The 19,559-nt window shown below is 69.4% G+C and carries 15 protein-coding genes; 8 read left to right on the top strand and 7 right to left on the bottom strand.

All coding sequences use genetic code 11. The annotated features are described in order from the left end of the window. Positions 1–24 precede the first annotated feature (24 nt). Positions 25–1,608 (top strand): PHP domain-containing protein, encoded by a 1,584-nt coding sequence (locus tag IPK71_21660; protein ID MBK8216347.1) that lies wholly within the window; start codon positions 25–27, stop codon positions 1,606–1,608. Between the two features lie 66 nt (positions 1,609–1,674). On the opposite strand, the gene IPK71_21655 is transcribed toward IPK71_21660, so the two are convergent. Both IPK71_21655 and IPK71_21650 read right to left on the bottom strand, forming a co-directional pair. Then, positions 1,675–2,400, bottom strand: a complete 726-nt coding sequence (locus IPK71_21655; protein MBK8216346.1) for a hypothetical protein — start codon at positions 2,398–2,400, stop codon at positions 1,675–1,677. After that, positions 2,397–3,200 (bottom strand): hypothetical protein, encoded by an 804-nt coding sequence (locus IPK71_21650; protein ID MBK8216345.1) that lies wholly within the window; start codon positions 3,198–3,200, stop codon positions 2,397–2,399. The genes IPK71_21655 and IPK71_21650 overlap by 4 nt, the downstream gene beginning before the upstream one ends. Before the next feature lie 369 nt (positions 3,201–3,569). Between IPK71_21650 and IPK71_21645 the strand changes: the two genes are divergently transcribed. The 6 genes from IPK71_21645 to IPK71_21620 all read left to right on the top strand — a co-directional run bounded on the left by IPK71_21645 (position 3,570) and on the right by IPK71_21620 (position 11,603). Continuing rightward, positions 3,570–3,875: a ribbon-helix-helix domain-containing protein gene (locus tag IPK71_21645; protein ID MBK8216344.1), complete on the top strand. Its 306-nt coding sequence runs from the start codon at positions 3,570–3,572 to the stop codon at positions 3,873–3,875. Positions 3,876–3,998: 123 nt separating this feature from the next. Beyond that, positions 3,999–5,807: an elongation factor 4 gene (gene lepA / locus IPK71_21640; GenBank protein MBK8216343.1), complete on the top strand. Its 1,809-nt coding sequence runs from the start codon at positions 3,999–4,001 to the stop codon at positions 5,805–5,807. Between the two features lie 160 nt (positions 5,808–5,967). Next, positions 5,968–7,878, top strand: a complete 1,911-nt coding sequence (locus IPK71_21635; GenBank protein MBK8216342.1) for a hypothetical protein — start codon at positions 5,968–5,970, stop codon at positions 7,876–7,878. A 77-nt stretch (positions 7,879–7,955) separates the two neighbouring features. Further along, positions 7,956–9,341 carry an insulinase family protein gene (locus tag IPK71_21630; protein ID MBK8216341.1) on the top strand — a complete coding sequence of 462 codons (1,386 nt, stop codon included), beginning with the start codon at positions 7,956–7,958 and terminating at the stop codon, positions 9,339–9,341. Next, positions 9,338–10,657, top strand: a complete 1,320-nt coding sequence (locus tag IPK71_21625) for an insulinase family protein (GenBank protein ID MBK8216340.1) — start codon at positions 9,338–9,340, stop codon at positions 10,655–10,657. The genes IPK71_21630 and IPK71_21625 overlap by 4 nt, the downstream gene beginning before the upstream one ends. After that, entirely contained in the window at positions 10,647–11,603 is a 957-nt protein-coding gene (locus IPK71_21620) for a D-glycerate dehydrogenase (protein MBK8216339.1), read from the top strand. Before IPK71_21625 ends, IPK71_21620 begins: the two co-directional genes overlap by 11 nt. A gap of 17 nt (positions 11,604–11,620) precedes the next feature. Here the strand turns inward: IPK71_21620 and IPK71_21615 are convergent, their stop codons facing one another. From IPK71_21615 to IPK71_21605, 3 genes are all read right to left on the bottom strand, one after another. Then, positions 11,621–13,807, bottom strand: a complete 2,187-nt coding sequence (locus IPK71_21615; GenBank protein ID MBK8216338.1) for a hypothetical protein — start codon at positions 13,805–13,807, stop codon at positions 11,621–11,623. Beyond that, positions 13,804–15,561 (bottom strand): DUF2330 domain-containing protein, encoded by a 1,758-nt coding sequence (locus IPK71_21610; protein MBK8216337.1) that lies wholly within the window; start codon positions 15,559–15,561, stop codon positions 13,804–13,806. Before IPK71_21610 ends, IPK71_21615 begins: the two co-directional genes overlap by 4 nt. A 136-nt stretch (positions 15,562–15,697) precedes the next feature. Next, positions 15,698–16,297, bottom strand: a complete 600-nt coding sequence (locus tag IPK71_21605; GenBank protein MBK8216336.1) for a DUF2238 domain-containing protein — start codon at positions 16,295–16,297, stop codon at positions 15,698–15,700. Between the two features lie 179 nt (positions 16,298–16,476). On the opposite strand from IPK71_21605, the gene IPK71_21600 reads away from it, so the two are divergent. Beyond that, positions 16,477–17,157, top strand: coding sequence for a DUF4337 domain-containing protein (locus IPK71_21600; protein MBK8216335.1), 681 nt, complete (start codon positions 16,477–16,479; stop codon positions 17,155–17,157). Positions 17,158–17,179: 22 nt separating this feature from the next. Here the strand turns inward: IPK71_21600 and IPK71_21595 are convergent, their stop codons facing one another. Beyond that, complete coding sequence (locus IPK71_21595; protein ID MBK8216334.1) at positions 17,180–18,016, bottom strand: hypothetical protein; 837 nt, start codon at positions 18,014–18,016, stop codon at positions 17,180–17,182. Positions 18,017–18,100: 84 nt separating this feature from the next. Beyond that, positions 18,101–19,498: an ATP-grasp domain-containing protein gene (locus IPK71_21590; GenBank protein MBK8216333.1), complete on the bottom strand. Its 1,398-nt coding sequence runs from the start codon at positions 19,496–19,498 to the stop codon at positions 18,101–18,103. Positions 19,499–19,559: the final 61 nt, after the last annotated feature.

Here is a 19,559-nt window from a genome sequence, read left to right as displayed (position 1 = left end):
GACGAAATGCCCTACGCTCGTGGGATGCGCTCGCTCTGCCGCACGGTCTCGTTCGCGCTCGCCCTCGTGCTCGCCCACGGCGTCGCACGCGCCGACTCCACGCGCACCTTCGAGGGAGACGTGCCCTCGGGCGGCCCCGATCACTTCTTCGTGCCGTTCGACGTGCCGCCGGGCACCGCCGAGATTCGCGTCGAGCACGACGACCTCTCGCCGACCAACATCCTCGACTTCGGGCTCGAGGACGCGAACGGGTACCGCGGCTGGGGAGGTGGCACCGAGGAGCCCATCGTGGTGAACGCCCAGGCGGCGAGCCGCGCGTACGTCCCCGGGCCGCTCGACCGGGGCGGGATGCGGGTCGTGGTCGGCAAAGCGAAGGTGGTCTCTTCCCCGGCCAAGTATCGGATCGTCATCACTTTTTTGGACAAGGCCACCCTCCCCCCGGACCCCGACAGGAGGCCCTACGAGCCCGGGCCGGCGCTCGCCGTGGGCGCGCGCTACTACGCGGGCGATTTTCACGTGCACTCCAAGGAGAGCACCGACGCGCGCCCCGACCTCGACGAGATCGCGAGGTTCGCGCGCTCCCGCGGGCTCGCGTTCGTGGAGCTGTCCGACCACAACACGGTCACCCAGCTCGAGCTCGTCTCGGCCGCGCGCGCGCGGAACCCGGGCTTCCTGTTCGTGCCGGGCATCGAGGTCACGACCTACCAAGGGCACGGCAACGCCATCGGCGCGCAGAGGTTCGTCGAGCACAAGCTCGCCCCGGGAGGCGCGACCATCGAAGGCACGGTGGACGCCGTGCGCGCGCAGGGCGCCGTGTTCGGCGTGAACCACCCGCTCCTCGACCTCGGCGATTTGTGCATCGGGTGCGCCTGGAAGCACGAGGTCGCGCCCGAGAAGATCGGGGCCTACGAGATCGGTACCGGCGGCCAAAAAGAGGGCGCGCGGCTCTTCCTCGACGTGACGCTCCGCGCCTGGGACACGCTCCTCGATCGCGGGTCGCGGGCTGCCCCGATCGGAGGGAGCGACGACCATCAAGCCGGCCAAGCGAAGGGCGCCTTCGCGAGCCCCATCGGGAGCCCGACGACCCTCGTGCTCGCCGACGAGCTCTCGGCGGCGGCCATCGTCGAGGGGGTGAAGCGCGGCCGCACGGTCGTGAAGCTGCAAGGGCCCGAGGACCCGATGATCGAGCTCTCGGGAGAACGCGGCGAGCTCCCGGGAGACGAGGTCGCGGTGAAGAGCGCCCGCGTTCGGGCGCGCGTGACGGGAGGCATCGGCCACAAGGCGCGCTTCGTGACGAACGGCGTCCCCGGCCCCGAGAGCGAGATCACCACCGACCCGTTCGAGCTCGCCACGGTGGCCGTCGCCGAGGCCGGAAAGAGGGTGCGTGTGCGGGCCGAGGTGCTCGTCGACGACAAGCCGCGCACGGTCACCTCCCACATTTTCGTACAGCTCGACCCCGCGGGTCCCGAGGCCGCCGAGCTCCCGTCTCCCGAGGGCACGGGAGGCTGCACGACCGAAGGGCGCGCCCCATCCTTCGGCGCAGCGCCGCTCGTTCTCGCCTTGTCCGCGCTCGCCGCGGCCTGGGCGCGCGCCCGGGCGAGGACCTGACACGAAGCGAGCCCCTCGGGACATGCCCGAGAGGCTCGTTCGTCGCGCCGAGAGGCGCCTTTGGGGCTACTTGCCCGCGTCCGCTGCCGGAGGTGGGGCTCCCGCGTCCTTCGCGGCTTCCATCGCGGCGAGGGCGCGCTTCTCGGCGGCCTCTTGCTCGGCCTTCATCTGCTCGTCACGGTCCCAGCGATCGACGTGACCGTCGTAGGTCTCGTCGACGCCGACGCGCTCGAGCTTTCCGCCGCGGTACATCTCCCAGACGTCGGGCTTGCCGTCGAAGTTGCGGTCGCGCCGGATGCGGTTGAGCTGCCCGTCGACGTAGAACTTCCAGACGTCGGGCTTGCCGTCGAGGTTCGTGTCGATGTCCTCTTGGGCGAGGCGCCCCTCGACGAAGTTTATCCAGATGTCGATGCGCCCGTCGTAGTTGCGGTCGCTCTCCTCGTGCACGGCCTCGCCCTTGGCGTTGAACGTGCGGACCACGTCCTTGAGGCCGTCGAGGTTGGTGTCGACCTCGCGGCAGACGAGCGTCTTGCGACGGGCCTCGCCCGCGCCGCCGAACACCTTGTAGACGCGGCGGACGTTCGGGCGGAGCGCGCCAGGACCGGCCGTCTCGCTCACCTCGAGCTCGGGGTTGTTGCGAAAGTTGCACATGGATCGGTCGTCCGCCGGCCACTTGCTCTGGTCGACCGAGCCGCCCTTGGCGACCGCCGCTTGAGTGCCGTCCGAGCCGCCGCAACCGACCGCCGCCGCGAGCGCGACGCCGAGCGCCGCCGTGACTGCCACGAACTTCATCGCTTCGCTCCTCCGCGTTTGGCCGGTCCGGTGCCTGCGTCCGTGGTCTCTGGAGAGGGTGACGTCGGTGCGGGAGGCGGCGCGGGAGGTGCGCTCGCGCTCGGGGCCGCCGCGCTCGACGCGACGGGCGCGGCCTTGGGGGCGCCGCCGTCGACCACGGGCTGACCGTTCGGCCCGAGGGTGATGCTCGACTCGGGATCGGGGTTGCCGTCGCCGTCGCGATCGACCGCGACTTGGACCGTGTCTCCGGACCAGACCCACCACTGGTCGACACGGCCGTCGAGGGACGAGTCGCGCTCGCGCTTGGCGATCTTGCCGGTGGCGAGGTCGAAGGTGTCCCACGTATCGAGGCGTCCCTGGTTGGTGGTGTCCATCTCGCGGTGCGAGAGGCGGCCCCCTTCGTAGGTCTCGATGGCGTTGATGACGCCGTTGTCGTCGTAGTCGAACTCGCGGCGGCGGATCGTCGCCCCGTCCGCGGCGAAGTACTCGTACATGTTCGGCTTGCCGTCGCCGTTCAAGTCCGACACGCGGCACGCCTCGCGGTTGCCGTCGTAGATGCGGAGCACCTCGGGCTTGCCGTCGGCGTTGGCGTCGAGCGCCTCGGCGCGTTTGCCTTTCGCGTCGCACGGCTCGTGCTCGATGGCCGTGTTCCGGAGCTTGGCGGCGTCTTTCGCGCCCCCTGCACCCCCGACGGACCCCTCGCAAGCGATCAGAGAGACCGCGACCACGACCTGCGCGCCCAAAGCGAGCGCAAGCCCTCCCACCGTCTTCCATGCCCTCGTGGGGCTCGTCTCGTTCACGCTCTTCCTCGCATCTCGTATGGCCCCAAGGGTCCCCGGGTGCTGGACCCCACGAGAGGCCCGTGCCCCTCGCGAGCGGCCGCGCTCGGCGCCACAGCGCGGCCGATGGCACTCTACGAAGGTTTTGGCCCGCCGAGCAAGCTTCCCCCGACGGCTGCACCGGAACCCCATGCCTCGACGAACCATGAAGACCTAAAAATGACCATTCATTTCATGCACTAGGCACGCGATGTCTCATGTGGTTTGGCGAAAGAACCCCCTTGACCGTCACGTATGCTCACGTAGTGTACGGTCATACGCGACGCGCTTTCGAGAGAGCCTCTCGCAACACCTCGCACCAAAACCGGTTTCGCGCCTCGGCGGCCCACCATGCGAAAGAAGATCAGCACGACCATCTACGTGACGCCGGAGCAGAGCGACAAGCTCAAGCTCCTGCACGAGCGTACGAAGGTGCCCGTGGCCGTCTACATTCGCGAGGGCATCGACCTCGTCCTGCGGCACTACGCGCACATGCTCCCCGGCCAGCTCCCGCTCGTCGACCCGGCCCAAGAGCTCCTGCCGCAGGCCCCCGCCGTCCCCGCCCCTGCCCCGTCTCGGCGTGACGCCGCGAGGGCCGAGCGCGAGAGCCGAACGGACGTGAGCAGCGCGGGCGAGGACCGACAGAAGCCGCGCTGAGCGACCGCGCCCGGTGGAGGTCGACGCCCGCCCCCGGTGCCGGAGTCGCGGGTGGGCTCGGACGTGGACGGGGCAAACGTTTCCGGCGCGGAGCGGGCACTTTCGCTATAACGCCCCCCGCTCATGTCCATCCCGCAGCCCAAGATCCGCAACTTCTCGATCATCGCGCACATCGACCACGGCAAGAGCACGCTCGCCGACCGCATCCTCGATGTGACCGGCGCCGTGACGCAGCGCGAGCAGCGCGATCAGTTCCTCGACAAGATGGACATCGAGCGTGAGCGCGGGATCACGATCAAGGCCCAGAACGTCCGCCTCAAGTACAAGGCGAAAGACGGCGAGATCTACCAGCTCAACCTCATCGACACCCCCGGCCACGTCGACTTCAACTACGAGGTGTCGCGGAGCCTCTCGGCCTGCGAGGGCGCGATCCTCGTCGTCGACTCCACGCAGGGCGTCGAGGCGCAGACCCTCGCGAACGTGTACCTCGCGATCGACCAGGGCCTCGAGATCGTGCCCGTCCTGAACAAGGTCGACCTCCCCTCCTCGGACGTCGACGGCACGAAGGAGCAGATCGAGAACGTCATCGGGCTCGACTGCAGCGACGCCGTGCCGTGCAGCGGCAAGACCGGCGTGGGTGTGCCCGACATCCTCGAGCAGATCGTGAAGAAGATGCCGCCCCCCAAGGGCAACCCGGACGGCAAGCTCCGCGCGCTCATCTTCGACACCTGGTACGACACCTACCGCGGCGCGATGGTCATGATCCGCGTCGTCGACGGATCGCTCAAAAAGGGCGACAAAATCCGGTTCATGTCGAACAAGTCCGAGTACGAGGTCACCGAGCTCGGGAGCTTCCAGCCGTTCGCGGTGGCCCTCGACGAGATCGGGACCGGCGAGGTCGGGTTCGTCGCGGCCAACATCAAGAGCGTGCACGACGCGAAGGTCGGCGACACCATCACCCACGCCCTCGAGAGCCGACGCGCGACCGACGCGCTCCCCGGCTTCAAAGACGTGAAGCCCATGGTCTTCGCGGGCATTTTCCCCACGGATTCGGCCGACTACCCGAGCCTCCGGGACGCCCTCGAGAAGCTCCATATGAACGACGCGGCGTTCTCGTTCGAGCCCGACTCGTCCGAGGCGCTCGGGTTCGGGTACCGGTGCGGGTTCCTCGGGCTCTTGCACATGGAGATCATCCAGGAGCGGCTCGAGCGCGAGTTCAACCTCGACCTCATCACGACGGCGCCGTCGGTCGTCTACATGGTTTACAAGGACAACGGCGAGGCCGTGCGGGTCGACAACCCGGCCAAGCTCCCGCAGCCGCAGTACATCGAGCGGATCGAGGAGCCGTTCGTGAAGATGAGCATCCACGTCCCGCAGGAGTACGTGGGCGCCGTGCTCGCCCTCTGCCAAGACAAACGCGGATCGCAGACGGGCATGGCGGCCTCGGGTGACCGCTTCATCATCACGTACGAGCTTCCCTTCGGCGAGGTCCTCTTCGACTTCCACGACAAGCTGAAGAGCGTGTCGCGCGGGTACGCCTCGATGGACTACGAGATCATCGACTACCGCGCGGGCAACCTCGTCAAGGTCGACATGCTCGTCAACGGCGAGCCGCTCGACGCGCTCTCCATCATCGTGCACCGCGATCGCGCGCACACCCGCGGGCGCGCCCTCGCCGAAAAACTGAAGGAGTTCGTTCCCCAACAGCAGTACGAGGTGGCGATCCAGGCCGCGATCGGCGGCAAGATCATCGCCCGCGAGACGGTGCGAGCCCTCCGCAAAGACGTGACCGCCAAGTGCTACGGCGGCGACATCAGCCGAAAGCGCAAGCTCCTCGAGAAGCAGAAAGAGGGCAAGAAGCGCATGAAGCAGGTGGGCAGCGTCGAGATCCCGCAGAAGGCCTTCCTCGCGATCCTCAAGGTCGACGCCTGACGAACGCGTCACGTTCGCCCGAGGGCGCACGAATCGGCGAGGAAATCGGCCCTGGGGGCGGCCGCTCGGCGGAGATCCCCGGAAACGCCCGAGGTTTCTGGAGGTCTCCGCGGGTTCTTCGGTAGGATGACCAAACGTCCGATTTTTCGGGCCCACCGCCATGCGCAAGACCCTCGCACCGAAGAAAAAGCTGACCTCCCGGAGGCCCAAGGCACGCACGGCGATCGCGCCCACCAAGCTCGCGACCGCAGCGATCGAGCGGATCCGGGCGGTGCTCGAGCAGTCCGGGCGCACGTCGAAGCTCCAAGGGCCCCTCGGTCGTGACGAGCTCGCGGCCCGAGAGCGGCTCTTCGGGAGCAGCCTGCCACCGAGCTACGTGGCGGCCATGGAGGTCGCGCAGGCGTTCGGAGAGCCCGAGCTCGTGCTCGACGCGGCCGGCATCGCCGAGGCCCAGCGCGCGCTCGTCTCGCGCTTCGGGGACGACGGAGAGACCCGCTATTTTCCCTTCGCGCGCACCGACGACGCCATCCTCGCCTTCGACCGCGGGATCCGCGTGCGCCGTTTCGGCAGCGTGCCTCCCCCGACCCGCGACGGCGAGCTTCAGGTGGTCGAGATCGAGGGGGGCGTCGCGAGACCTCTGTCCTACTCGTTCGGCCACTGGCTCGACGAAGTGGCCGACGCGCGCGAAGAGTCCATGGCGTCGGCAGCGAGCCTCCCCACGCGGTTGAAGAGCCTGCTCGACGACCTCGGCTTCCGCTTCGACTCGCCGCTCATCGGCCGTTTGGAGACGAGCGACATCGACGCCATCGAAGAGCTGCTCGGGCCGGAGCGGACGCGCGCCGTACGCGGCGACGCCGACCGCCTCTTCGACAGCACGGGCAAGACCGAGCTAGTGCTCAACGTCGACGACTTCTCGGTGGTCGGGCACTTTCGGACGGGCCCCCTCGCCTTCGAGGCCGAGGATCTCTTCCGCTGGCTTCGCTCCTTCCGGAACGAGAACTTCTACGCCGAGGCGCCCTCTCCGGCCCAAGTTCGCGATAACGCACGTGATTTGCGCGCGGCGCCGCGCGAGCCGCCGCTCGTCCTCCGGGGAGTCACGGAGCTCACGGCGCTGCCCGCGCAGCAGTACACATTCCGCGCGGCGAGCGGCGAGTCCACGACCGACTTCTACCTCCTCGGCCGCGCACCGTCGTCGACCGGCCGCTCACCGAGCGTCATCCTGCACATCGTCGAGGGGGTCGTCGCGAGCGCCCGTGGGCTCGACGAGTCCCTCTCCGACCTCTACGTCGCGCGCGACGGCGCGATGTGGGGCCTCACCGCGACCCACGCCGTGCGCTTCACGGGAGGCCGCGCGAAGAGCTACCCGCTCGTCCGTGGAACTCCGGGGCGCACATTCTGGTACGGCATCGGTGGTGGCGGCGCGGGAGGCGATCGGGTGCTCGTGTGGGGCGCGGGCGCCTTGCTCGAGTTCGACGGAAACGGCTTCGTGCCCTTCGAGCCGGACGCGGGCCTCGATCTGAGCGAGTCCGTGATCGCGCTCCACACGCACAAGCGTGGCCTCAGCATGCTCGTCTGCGGAGACCGCATGGGCGCGGTCGCGAGCTTCGACGGCGCCGATTGGCAAGACATCCGAGAGGACCAGGTCATCGAGGGCATCCTCGCCGACATGGACCTCTTCCGGGGTGTGTCGTACGTGCTCGATCGCAACGGCTCGGTCTGGCGCCAAGAGCGCGGCGTGGCCCCGAGGCCCGTCGTGTGGGACTACCGCCACCCGGCCTTCCTCACCGAGCGCGGGACCCAACGCGCGACCCACTCCGTGCGCGCGTTCGACGGCGGTGTGCTCCTCGCGAGCGACGGCGGCGTCATCTCCGTCTCGGGCGGAGAGCCCGTCTTCCACACCGTGGCAGGCGCCCACGAGCCCGTTCGGCTCGTGCGGGTCGGGAGCGAGGACCGCGTGTCGTTCGGGCGTGACATGGGCGAAGAAGGCGCGGGCCTCCTCGCGCTCTGCGGTCCCCACGTCTGGACGTGGCAGGACGGGTCGTTCGAGGTGCTCGACATGCGCGAGTGGTAAGGTCGGCCCCGCGCGTTCTTCCACCCGAGAAGGGGGTGCTCGGGCCACTTGAGTGGTAGGGTCCCTCCCCTCCGACCATGATGGAAAAGCGCCTCCGCGCGGCCCTCGACGCCGCTCATCTCGCCCATCCGAAACACACATGGACCTACCTCGGCGACGTCCCCTTCGGGGACGACGCGGTCCATACGTTCGAGCTCGACAACGGCCTCCGCCTGCTCTTGCTCGTCGATCGTCAGGCGCCGACCGTGAGCTACTTCACGTGGTTTCGTGTGGGCTCGCGAAACGAGCGCCCGGGCAAGACGGGCCTCTCGCATCTCTTCGAGCACCTCATGTTCAACGAGACCGAGAACCTCCCGGCGGGCACGTTCGACCGGAAGCTCGAGGAGGCCGGCGCGGAGACGAACGCCGCGACGTGGCTCGACTGGACGTACTACTACGAGTCGCTCCCGAAGGACCGCCTCGGCCTTGCGGTGACGCTCGAGAGCGAGCGTATGGCGCGGCTCGTGTTGCGGGCGCCGCAGGTCGAGAGCGAGATCGAGGTGGTCGCCAACGAACGGCGCTACTCGGTCGAGGACAACCTCGAGGGCGCCGCGAGCGAGCTCCTCTACAAGACGGCCTTCGAGAAGCACCCCTACCACGCGCCGACCATCGGCTGGATGGACGACATCAAGGGCTTCACGCCAGGGGACTGCGAAGACTTCTACGACACGTACTACGCGCCCAACAACGCCACGCTCGTCATCGTCGGCGACGTGACCGTGCGCGACGTGCTCACCAAGGTCGGCAAGGCGTACGGCCCGATCATCCGCGGCGACATCCCCGAGGAGGACACCCACCCCGAGCCACCTCACGTGGGCATTCGTGAGGTCTCGCTCGCGCGGCCGACCGGGAGCGAAAAGCTGCTCATCGGCTACCGCGGGCCCGCCCTCGGCGACGCCGACCACGCCGTCCTCACCGTGCTGAACGAGATCCTCTTCGGGGGTCGCGCGTCCCGGATTTACGACCGGCTCGTCGTGCGCGACGAGATCGCGAGCGATCTCCGCGGTTGGGTCTCGACGTTCCGCGACCCGGGGCTCTACGAGATCTTCCTGACGGCGCGCCCACCCCACGGGAAGGCCGCGCTCCTTGCCGCGTTCGACGACGAGGTCGAGAAGGTCCGCACGGAGCTCGTGTCGACCGACGAGCTCGAACGAGCCAAGGCGCGCCTCGAGCTCGGGCTCCTCCAGACCCTCGACACGGCCGCGGGCAAGGCCGAACAAATCGGCTTCTACGACACGGTGCTCGGAGAGCCCGGGGGAGCTTTCGCGCGGCTCGGGGCCTACCGCCGCGTGACCCGTGGTCAGGTCCGCACGGCGGCGCGCCGCTTCCTCACGGGCGGAGCGCGCACGATCGTCCACGTCGTCCCGAGCGGCGAGCCCGAGCGCGCCGACGAGAGCGACGAGAGCAACGAGGCGGCGTCGTGACGCGCGCCACGTCCCATGTCGAGCACCTCCCCTCGGGGAGGCCCGTCGTCGTCGAAGAGTCCCACGGTCTACCGCTCGTGGCGTTCGCCGTCGCGTTCGAGACCGGGAGCTACTTCGATCCCGTCGGAAAGGAAGGGCTCTTTCGCTTCGTCGGAAGGATGCTCCGGCGCGGGACGAAGACGCTCGACGCGAAGGCGCTCGAGGCCGCCATCGACCGCCTCGGCGCCGAGCTCACCGTGGAGGTCAGCCACGCGAACATGACCCTGCACGGCCAGGTCATCCGGCGGAACCTCGAGCCCTTCGTGAAGCTCGTGGGAGACGTGCTCGCCGAGCCCGCGTTCGCCCCCGACGAGCTCGAGCGCCTCCGAAAGAAGGCCCTCGCGGAGCTCGTCGAGGCGAGGGACAACGATCGCACCCTCGCCCAAAATGCCTTTCGTTCCGCGATGTTCGATGGGCACTCGTACGGCCGAAGGAGCCACGCTCGCACCCTCTCCGCCATCACCGCGGACGACGTGCGCGAGACCTACCGCGCGAACGCGCTCCGGGAGAACGTGTCGTTCGGGTTCGCGGGGGACATCGACGTCGCGACCGCGCGCACGATCGCCGCCGGGTGGCTCGAGCGCCTCCCCTCCGCCCCCACGTTGCCGAGCTTCGCCGACCTCCGTGATCCGGAGGGCCCGCGCGGTCGGAGCCTCGTCATCGTCGACAAACCCGAGCGCACCCAGACCCAGATCCTCGTCGGCGCCCTCGGGACCTCGGCCCACGACGAGGACCACGTCCCGCTCATGGTCGGGACCGCGGTCTTCGGGGGCACGTTCACCTCGCGGCTCATGCGGGAGGTCCGCTCGAAGCGCGGTTGGTCGTACGGCGCGAGCGCGCGGCTCAACGTCGAGCGCGCGCGGCACGCGTTCACGATGTGGACCTTCCCGGCCGCCACCGACGCCGGCAAGTGCCTGGCGCTCGAGCTCGGGCTCCTCGAGAAGCTCGTCACGGGAGGCGTGTCGGCGAAGGAGGTCGCGTTCGTGAAGCGCTACCTCGTTCGCTCCCACGCCTTCGAGATCGACACGCCCCAGAAGCGCATGCACCAGGCGCTCGACACGCACCTCTTGGGCCTCCCGGCCGACTACCACACGGGGTACGTCCCGAAGGTGCTCGCGACCTCCCAGGAAGCGGTCAACGCCGCGCTCGCGCGCCGTATCCACACGAAAGATCTCGGGATCGTGGTCGTGGGGACGGCGAAAGAGATCCGCGACGACCTCGAGAAGGCGATCCCCGACCTCGCGCGGGTGAGCGTCGTCCCGTTCGATGCCGACTGACCAGCGCGTGGCGAAGAAGCTCCCCGTGCTCGTGTGCGGGCCTCTCCACGCGGACGCGCTCGCGCGCCTACGCGAAGCGTGCGACGTGACGATCGCGACGGGACCGGCGAAGGAGACCGTCTCACCCGAGCGCTTCGAGGCGCTCGTCACGCTGCTCACGACGAACGTGGACGAGGAGCTGCTCGCGCGGTTCTCGGCCCTCCGCCTCGTCTCTACCGTGTCGGTCGGCGTCGATCACATCGACCTCGCGGCGTGCGCTCGGCACGGAGCTCGTGTCGCGCACACGCCCGACGTGCTCACCGACGCCACCGCCGACCTCGCCATGGGGCTCGTCGTCGCCGCGTCACGACGGATGGGAGAGGCCGAGCGTTACCTTCGTGCACGAGGTTTTCCGGCGTGGAGCCCCTCGTTCATGCTCGGGAAGAGCCTTCGCGGCAAGACCCTCGGGATCGTCGGCTACGGTCGTATCGGCCGCGCCGTGGCGACTCGCGCGCGCGGGTTCGGGATGCACGTCGTGGCGGGCGCCCACGGCGACGCGGCTCCCGACGACGACGTCCCGCGGGTCCCTTTCCGCGATCTGCTCGGCGCGAGCGACGTCGTCTCCCTTCACGTCCCCCTTCGCCCGTCGACGCGGCACCTCGTGGGCGAGCGGGAGCTTCGGTCGATGCGCCCCGGGAGCATCCTCGTGAACACGTCGCGCGGCGCCGTCGTGGACGAGGACGCGCTCGTGTCGGCGCTCCGTGATGGCCACCTCTTCGCCGCGGGCCTCGACGTCTACGAGCACGAGCCTCGGGTGCACGAGGGGCTCCTCTCTCTCGAGAACGTGGTCCTCCTCCCGCACATCGGGAGCGCGGACGAAGACACCCGGCGAGCGATGGCCATGCTCGCGGCCGACAACGTCGTGGCGTTCGCGACCACGGGCACCGTCCTCACTCCGGCAAAATAACTAGCAAATACGAGAACTTACTTAGGTAGCGCCCGCATCACGATCGTGTGCACCGGCACGCGACCGTGGGCGCATCCGGCGACACGGGCCGAGCAGGCCGCCCGTGTCGAAGCGGCGAGGTCGGGCACACGGCACGCGAGGAACGCGTCGTCGGCACGTGCGAGGAGCGAAGGCTCGCCGCGGAGGGCGCGGAGGGCGAGCGCCTGCACGCGGAGGAGGTCGGCGTCGCGGGGCTGAAGGAGGAGGCCACGCGCCGTCGCCGAAAGCGCCCGGTCGTACTCGCCTACCCCTCCCCACGCGATCGCGAGCTCGGCCAGCAGGGCGTCGTCGGTCGGCGCTCGGGTGGCAGCGCCCTCGAGCTCCGCCGCGGCGGCCTCCCACTTCCACTCGGCGAGCAGCGCCCCTGCCCGCGCGCGGGCGGTCGCCGGGTGCGCGGCCCCGAGGGCGTCCTCGGCGTTCCTCGCGGCGACGAACGTCGCGAAGGTCCGCCCCTGCTTGGCCTCGAGGGCGGCGAGCAGCCCGAAGGCCATGGCACGCTCGCGCTCGGTCCGCGCGACGCGGAGGGCCTCCGCGATGGGCTCCCTCGCCCGGTCGAGATGCTCCCCCAGCGCGTGCGACAAGCCTTGCGCGAGCGCGAAGACCCGTTCGAACGCGGGGCGGGTCGAGACGAGCGCGGGGCCGAGGCCGAGACGAGCGCGCGAGGTCGAGAGCGGTGTGACCGGCATGGGCTCGCACGGGTCGAACGCCCTCCCGCGCTTCTTCGGCGTCTCCCGCGCGAACGCCCGACCTCGGTCCGTCCGTGAGTCGTCGCAGGCCGCGCGCGCGAGATCGAGGTTGCGTGTACGATGCATCAACGTCGCCTCGATCTCGAGCGGGAGCTCCACCCCCTCGGGCACGTCGAACGCGTACCGAACCACGGAGGCGTCACGCGGGGGAATCGTGGACTGGTACGCCGCGGTGACGAACTCGGCGGTCTGACGGAGCCGTCGCTCTTCCCCGTCGGCGCCGACGACGAACGAGAGGAAGCGGTGGGCCGTCGGATCCCGAGAGGTGCGGGCGTGCTCGTCTCCGGCAGAGGCGACGAGCTTGCCCGAGGCGTCCTTCACGCGGACCTCGAGCCACGTGTCCTGGGCATCGGCGACCCCGCCGGGGAACTTGTGGCCGACGCGCTCGTTCTTGACCACCACGTCGACGACGAGGTGCTCGCCGCCGCGGATCACGATGGGATCGTTCGAGACGAGCTGCGTTCCTCCGCCCGCGCCATCGACCTGAGAAACTTCAACAAATACCGACTCTTGCAAGAACTTCTGGGCGCGAGCGGCGAGCTTGGGTTCGTTCGCGGCGAGCCACGTGTGGCCCCCGAGGAACGCGTGGGACGCGAGCGTCCCGTGTTTCGCGCCTGGGTCGCCGCCGGGGGCGGCCTCGCGCGGCATGTGGCACGCGCGGCAGTCGGCCTCGTCGATGCGCTCGTCGATGCGCTCGCCCTCGCTGCCGGCGAACACCGAGCGTCTCCAGGGGGTCGCGTCGTCCTGCCCGACGATGTGGTGGGCGTTGCCCGTCGACCCGTCGAGGAACGAGCGATGGCAGGAGACGCACAGGTCGCTCTCGCGCAGGATCGGCCGCGCGACGGCCTTTTTGTGGGCGGCGAGGGTCGCGGGATCTCCGTCCCGTGGGATGGGCACCGGGCTCGTGTCGAGGTCGAAGCTCCCGTTGCCGTCGGCGCGCGTGCCCGAGATCCCGTGGCATACACGGCACGAGACCCCGGCGTGCGCGCGGGGATCCTCGGGTCGAACGGCGACGTCCATCGCGTCGTCGACGAGGAGCGCGACGTCATGACATCCCGCGCACATGCGGCTCGGGCGATTGCCCTTTTGGGCCCGCAGGCGCTCGACGGCGACGCGGTAGACAGGATCGTCGAACGACGCGAACGCGTGAGCGCTCGACCGCCACTGGGCGAACGCGTCGGTGTGGCACTCCGCGCACCCGTCCACGTCGGCCAGGAGGGAGCCTGTGCCCCGTGGGGCGCGGACGCGCGCGGGAAAAAAGGGCGTCCCGTCGCCCTCTCCCTCGGGGAGCCGCGGGGCCGCTTGGGGAGGCTCGGGCGCCCCTCGTGGGCCGGACCTGTCGAGGGGTCCGGGCTCCGCGCACGCACCGAGCAGGAGCGCCCACGCGAGCGACCACGAGGCTCCCCGTCCCGGTCTCATTTCGTGACCCGACGAGCGCGCCTCCGCCGCACGGCCCACACGAGCGCGGGCACGACGAGCGCCGCCGACGCCCCCTCGTTCGAGCCGACCGCACAGCCACCGCACCCGCGTTTTTCGGGCAGGAGCTCCGCGGGAGGCGAGCCGGCGTCGGCCCCGGAGCTGCCCCCCGCGTCGACACCGACGACCGGGGTCGGTCCGGGCGCGCTCGAACCGAGCGGGCCGACGCCCGACACGAGCGCTCCCGCTGCCTTGACCTCGAGCTCGGGAGCGTCGGTGCGAAGGAACGAGCCGAGGTCGGCGTTGCGCGGCGAAAACGCGAGATTTTGCGCGGCTTTCGGCCGGGTGTCGCCGACCGCGAGGCCCGACGGCGGGCCACCCCATCGGCCACGGATCGGGTGCTCGCACGCGATGGGGCCGGTCCACGGGTGGCGAATGGCGTACCTCGCCTGGAAGTTGTTCATGGACTCGCTCGGCCTCGAGCGCTCCTCGAGCTTGCCCCCCGCCTGCATGAACTCCCTTCCTCCCACGATGGGCGGCGCCGCGCGGAAGACGAGATCGTCCCCGAGCGAGTCGCGGGTGTAGCGGGCATGCAGGCGTGTCACGACGAATCCGCTCGGGAAAAAGCGTGGCCCGCGGAGCTGTGGCCTCGGCCCCGGCGAAGGTGCCGGCCCGGACGGCTTCGCCGCCTTCGGGAGCGGGGGCGTGGGCGGCGTCGGGGATGGAAGCACGGGATCGGCCGACGGGAGCGCGTCGGCGCCGAGCGTCGCGAGATCGGCGTACGAGAGCGCCGGCGTCGGGCAAGGGTCACAGGTCGACGCATCCCACGCGTACTCGGTCACGACCGCCTTCGGGTTCTTGGCGAGGGTCTTGTCGAAGAGCGCCGTGTAGAACGAGCCGAACGAGCTCTTCGCGTTCTCGGCCACGTCGAGGTTCGTCGGGATGGTCACGTTCGGGTAGTTGGCGACGTCGTACCGCTGCTGCTTCGCGAGCACGTGCACGATGAGATCCTGCGGACCGTTCGCGTTCATGAGGCCGAGCCTCACCGGGAGCGTGAACTTGTCCGAGTCGTAGTGGAAACGAAGCGGCGAGAGGTTCGCCATGCCCTTCTCGAACGTCACCTTGGACGGGTCGACCTTGGCGACGAAGAACTTGCTGCCCTGCTGAATATAGGGCCGAAAGTACGGCTCGGCGCCGTCCGGGATCTTGTACTTCTCTTGGCGGAGCCACGTGTCGAGCCCGCCGGCGTCCTTGGCGGACAAGATCACGATCTCGTATTCGCCCACCGTGAACTGAGCCTCGACCGTCACGCCGAGGTCTCCGCCGCCTCCCCCCCGCGCCGCCGACGCCGGGCGCGGGGCTCCGGGCGCCGCCATGGCCTTCTCCTCGCGGTAGCGATCCTGCTCGCACGGATCACGCTCCCAGTACTCGACGAGCCTCGGGGCGGCGAGCTTGTCGAGCTTGTCGAAGATGGCGCGAGGCAGCGTCTTCACGTTCTCCTTCTGAAGGATGACCGGGACGGGCACGACCATCGCGAAGGACTCGGCGGGCCCCTCGTAGTTGTTCTGCATCGAGAGCACGGTGCGCGTGCCTTCGCGCATGAGCGCGACCTGGGTGGCGTTGTTGAAGAGCTTCGCGTCCGCGCCGCTCACGTAGAAGCCGCAGAACGCGCCGGCGTTCGTCGACAGGGTTCCAGCGACGGTCGACAACGAGAGCGCGACGAGCGCGGTGAGCGCGGCGCGGTGAGGCTTCATCATGCAGGCTCCGGGAGAAGGGTGCGACACGAGGAGACCAAGGGTCGGCGTGTCACGCAACGAGGTGTTTCGCGGCCTCCCCTCGACGCACGAGCCGCCCAAAGGATCCATCGCGACACGCATCGTGAATATCTAGGAGTTACGCGCCCTTGAGCGGGACCCTGGACATCGACCGATCGTGCAGGCGCGACAGCGTGGCGAGCGAGACCGCGGCCCCTACCCCGACGAGGAACATGTCCCACTGCGCGTCCCAGACGTCTCCCTGGCTGCCGAGGAAGGCCTGGCCGAGATCCCCGGCGACGAGCAGCGTCGTCCACCACTCGAGCAGCTCCCAGAACGCCCCGAACGCGAAGACCACCGACAGCGTGAGGAACGCGAGCCACCCGCCGCGCACGAGGGGGGTACGGCGAAGCAGGATCTCGCGCGTGAGCAGCGCCGGAAAGAACCCGAGGGCGAGGTGCCCGAGCCGATCGTAGTGGTTGCGAGCGAGGTGAAAGTGCTCCTTCACGAGGTCGCCGAGGGGCGTCTTGGCGTAGGAGTAGTAGCCGCCATAGACGAGCACGAGCACGTGGACGAACGTACCGGCGTACACGAGCCACGAGAGCGGCAAGCGCCGGTAGGTCACGACCATCCACGCGACGAGCAGGAGGCCCGGGACGACCTCGAGCGCCCAGTTTTGCCTGCCCGCGGGCGGGGCAAAGGCCGTGGCCGCGCACACGACGAAGAGCGCCACGAGCAACGCGAACGGGAGCTTTCGGTGGGCGTCGCTCGCGCGCGGGAGGTCGGTCACGGCCTCGAGGCTACCAGGGCGCGCGCGCGGGGGTGAGCGCGTCGAGCGAAGCCCGAGACCGAGGCGCGATCCGCTTGATCCCTTTCGCGGTTCGACCGAAAAGACGGAGCCTCGACCGGAGACCCTCCATGACCACCCCCGAGCCCACCGAGAAGAGCCCCACGCCACCCGAAGAAAAGACAGCGGTCGAGCCCGATGACGACCCCGTGAAGAAGAAGTACGAGGCCATCTTCGGGCTCGTCATCTCGCTCTTCGCGGCCGTGCTCGCGCTGAACGAGCTCGCGAGCGGAAAATACGGGGACGACGAGCTCCAGCTCACGAGCGAGCGCACCTCGGCGTACCTCTGGTACCAGTCGAAGGGCATCAAATCGACGCTCGTCGAAGGGCAACGGGATCTCCTCCGGGCCCTCGTCGAGGGCGGCGCCGTGGCCCCCGAGAAGGCCGAGACCATGACGCGGCAGTCGAAGTCGCTCGACGCGAAGATCGACCGCTACGACAAGGAGAAAGACGAGATCCTCCTCGGGTCCGAGGCCGTCGGAAAAGCGAACTGGCGCCAGGAGATCGACGGCGAGCTCGGCAAGGTCGTCGGGGTGAAGCCCATCGAGGTCAAGCTGGAGAAGCTCGGCAAAGCCGGGGACCGCTTCGACCTCGCGACGCTGTTTCTTCAGCTCGGCCTCGTGCTCGGAGCCATCGGCATCTTGATGTCGCAAGAGCGCATGAAGCGGATCTTCTTGGGAGGTCTCGTGGGCATGGGCGTCGCGGGCACGGTGTGCTCGGCGCTCGCCCTCCGCCTCGCCGGCTTCTTCTAGCCTCGAACCGACGTCTCCCCGTTCAGGGCTTCATCTCGACGTTCAACACCGAGACGCTGTCGGCCACGAGCTTGACGTTCCCGGTGCTGAACGCAAGGTTGGGGGTGCAGCCCGCAACACCCGAAACGAACGCTGGCTTGACGGGAGCGCCGGGGGTGATTCCACGGATCCAGACGAGCCCGTTCTGCTGCGTAGAGGTCGCCGCCGAGTCGGTGCCGTCGCTGTTCACGTAGGTCACGACCGCCTCGGGGTGACCGGGCAGCGAGACCGTGTTGCCCGATTTCTGGCACGCACCGGACGCGGCCCCGATCGACACGACGACGTGTGCCTTGGTGGCGTCGTAGCCGGCGAGCTGGGACGAACCAACGGCCTGGAGCGGGATCGGCGCCGGTACGGAGAACACGACCGGGTTCATTTCGGCCGAGTAGCTCGTACGAAAACCCGGGACCTGCAGGCGGAAGAAGCTCGGCACAGCCGCGACCATGAGGTTCCACGCGGGGGTCGGGCCGAGCGTGAACGTGCCCGAGCACCCCTCGTAGGTCAGCGTGCCCCCGGCGAGGCTCCCGCCCGACGGGAAGATGCTCACGGCTTGCCCCATCGCCGCCGCCCCACAAGTCGCCCCACCCTCCCCGCCGGAGTCGGGGGTGGCCGAGTCCGGCGTCGAGGTGTCGGGGGTGGCCGAGTCCGGCGTCGAGGTGTCGGGGGTGGCCGAGTCCGGCGCCGAGGTGTCGGGGGTGGCCGAGTCCGGCGCCGACGCGTCACTGGAGACGGCGGGGTCGTCGCTGCAGCCGGAGAGCCCCCTCGCCACGGCACCGAGGACAGCCACCACCGCCACACCGCGACCACCGACGATTCTCATGCGTCCCTCCCCAAAATATTTCGGTTTAGGATCCGCGGAAACCGCGGCGGACTCAAGAAAAACCAGTCACAACGCTGGAATCATTCATGTTTTTCGTTTTGCAAACGCCTCGGCGAACGTCGTGTCGTAGGCCCCCGAGGCGAGCTCGTCCGTCGCGAGGACGCGGCGGATGAAGGGCATGTTCGTGACTGTCGGGGCGATGTGTGCGCCCGCGAGCAGGCCGTCGAGTCGAGCGATGGCCTCGGCCCGGGTGGGGCCCCAGGCGCAGAGCTTGGCGATCATCGGATCGTAGAAGGGCGTGACCTTGTTGCCTGCGCGTACACCCGACTCGACGCGAAGCTCGCGTGAGAGGACCTCTCCGTCCGGCGTCCAGCGGAGCTCGTCGATGGGGCCGGGCTTGGGGACGAACGACTTGTCCGGATCTTCGCAGCAGATGCGCGCCTCGATCGCGTGACCTTCACGGGGCAGGCTCGACCAGTCGGGGAGCTTCTCGCCGGCCGCGACGCGGAGCTGCCACTCGACGAGATCGAGCCCCGTCACCATCTCGGTCACGGGGTGCTCGACCTGGAGGCGTGCGTTCACCTCGAGGAAAAAGAGGTTCCCCTCGCCGTCCGCGATGAACTCGCACGTACCCGCGCCCACGTACCCGACCTTCTTCACGACGCGGAGCGCTGCCTCGTAGAGCGCGGCGCGGCGGCGTGCGCCGTCCTCCCCTTCGAAGAACGCCGCGGGCGACGGGGTCTCTTCGACGATCTTCTGATGACGACGCTGGAGGCTGCACTCGCGCTCGCCCAAAGCGTAGGCGCTGCCGTGCGTGTCGCAGAAGACTTGGACCTCGATGTGGCGCGGCGACGAGACGTACCGCTCGAGGTACACGCGCGCGTCGGCGAAGCTCGCGCGGCCGCGGTCGGAGCACGCGCGGAGGGCGCGCTCGAGCCCCGCCTCCTCCTTCACGATCTGCATGCCGATGCCGCCGCCGCCGCCCACGGCCTTCGCGATGATCGGGTAGCCGATCTTGGCGGCGATGGCCTTGGCCGCGGCGAGGTCCTCGGGGGTGTCGATCGGGAGCGGCTCGTCGGTCCCCGGCACGGGGCTCGTCCCCGCGGAGACCGCGACATGGCGCGCCTTCATCTTGTCCCCGAACGCGTCGAGGGCTTCGGGGGTGGGGCCGACGAACGTCACACCGCGGGCGGCGAGCGCACGCGCGAAGGAGCTGTTTTCGCTCAGAAATCCGTAGCCGGGATGCACGGCTTTGGCGCCGGTACGCTCGACGGCAGCTAGCAGGGCCTCGACGTTGAGGTACGAATCCTTGGCCGGCGCAGGCCCTAGGAGGACGGCCTCGTCGGCGTCGGTGACGTGAGGGGCTTCGGCGTCGGCCTCCGAGTACACGGCGACCGTCGGGATGCCGAGGCGCTTGCAGGTTCGGATGACACGGCGTGCGATTTCACCACGGTTCGCGACGAGGACCTTCTCGAAGAGCATGGACGGGATGTGCCCAAAGACGACGCCCGCCCGCAAGAGGAATTCGCGTCTCGCGTCGCCG

Source organism: Myxococcales bacterium, from assembly GCA_016712525.1.
Classification (GTDB): domain Bacteria; phylum Myxococcota_A; class Polyangia; order Polyangiales; family Polyangiaceae; genus JAAFHV01.
Note: the sequence above shows the minus strand (reverse complement) of the source record. Positions and strands in the feature narration are given on the sequence as shown.

Bases quoted from the DNA above. Each gene is read 5' to 3' on its own strand.
- IPK71_21660 (MBK8216347.1), top strand. From the start codon at position 25: ATGCGCTCGCTCTGCCGCACGGTCTCGTTCGCGCTCGCCCTCGTGCTC.
- IPK71_21655 (MBK8216346.1), bottom strand. From the start codon at position 2,400: ATGAAGTTCGTGGCAGTCACGGCGGCGCTCGGCGTCGCGCTCGCGGCG.
- IPK71_21645 (MBK8216344.1), top strand. From the start codon at position 3,570: ATGCGAAAGAAGATCAGCACGACCATCTACGTGACGCCGGAGCAGAGC.
- lepA (MBK8216343.1), top strand. From the start codon at position 3,999: ATGTCCATCCCGCAGCCCAAGATCCGCAACTTCTCGATCATCGCGCAC.
- IPK71_21635 (MBK8216342.1), top strand. From the start codon at position 5,968: ATGCGCAAGACCCTCGCACCGAAGAAAAAGCTGACCTCCCGGAGGCCC.
- IPK71_21630 (MBK8216341.1), top strand. From the start codon at position 7,956: ATGATGGAAAAGCGCCTCCGCGCGGCCCTCGACGCCGCTCATCTCGCC.
- IPK71_21620 (MBK8216339.1), top strand. From the start codon at position 10,647: ATGCCGACTGACCAGCGCGTGGCGAAGAAGCTCCCCGTGCTCGTGTGC.
- IPK71_21615 (MBK8216338.1), bottom strand. From the start codon at position 13,807: ATGAGACCGGGACGGGGAGCCTCGTGGTCGCTCGCGTGGGCGCTCCTG.
- IPK71_21610 (MBK8216337.1), bottom strand. From the start codon at position 15,561: ATGATGAAGCCTCACCGCGCCGCGCTCACCGCGCTCGTCGCGCTCTCG.
- IPK71_21600 (MBK8216335.1), top strand. From the start codon at position 16,477: ATGACCACCCCCGAGCCCACCGAGAAGAGCCCCACGCCACCCGAAGAA.
- IPK71_21595 (MBK8216334.1), bottom strand. From the start codon at position 18,016: ATGAGAATCGTCGGTGGTCGCGGTGTGGCGGTGGTGGCTGTCCTCGGT.
- IPK71_21590 (MBK8216333.1), bottom strand. From the start codon at position 19,498: ATGCTCTTCGAGAAGGTCCTCGTCGCGAACCGTGGTGAAATCGCACGC.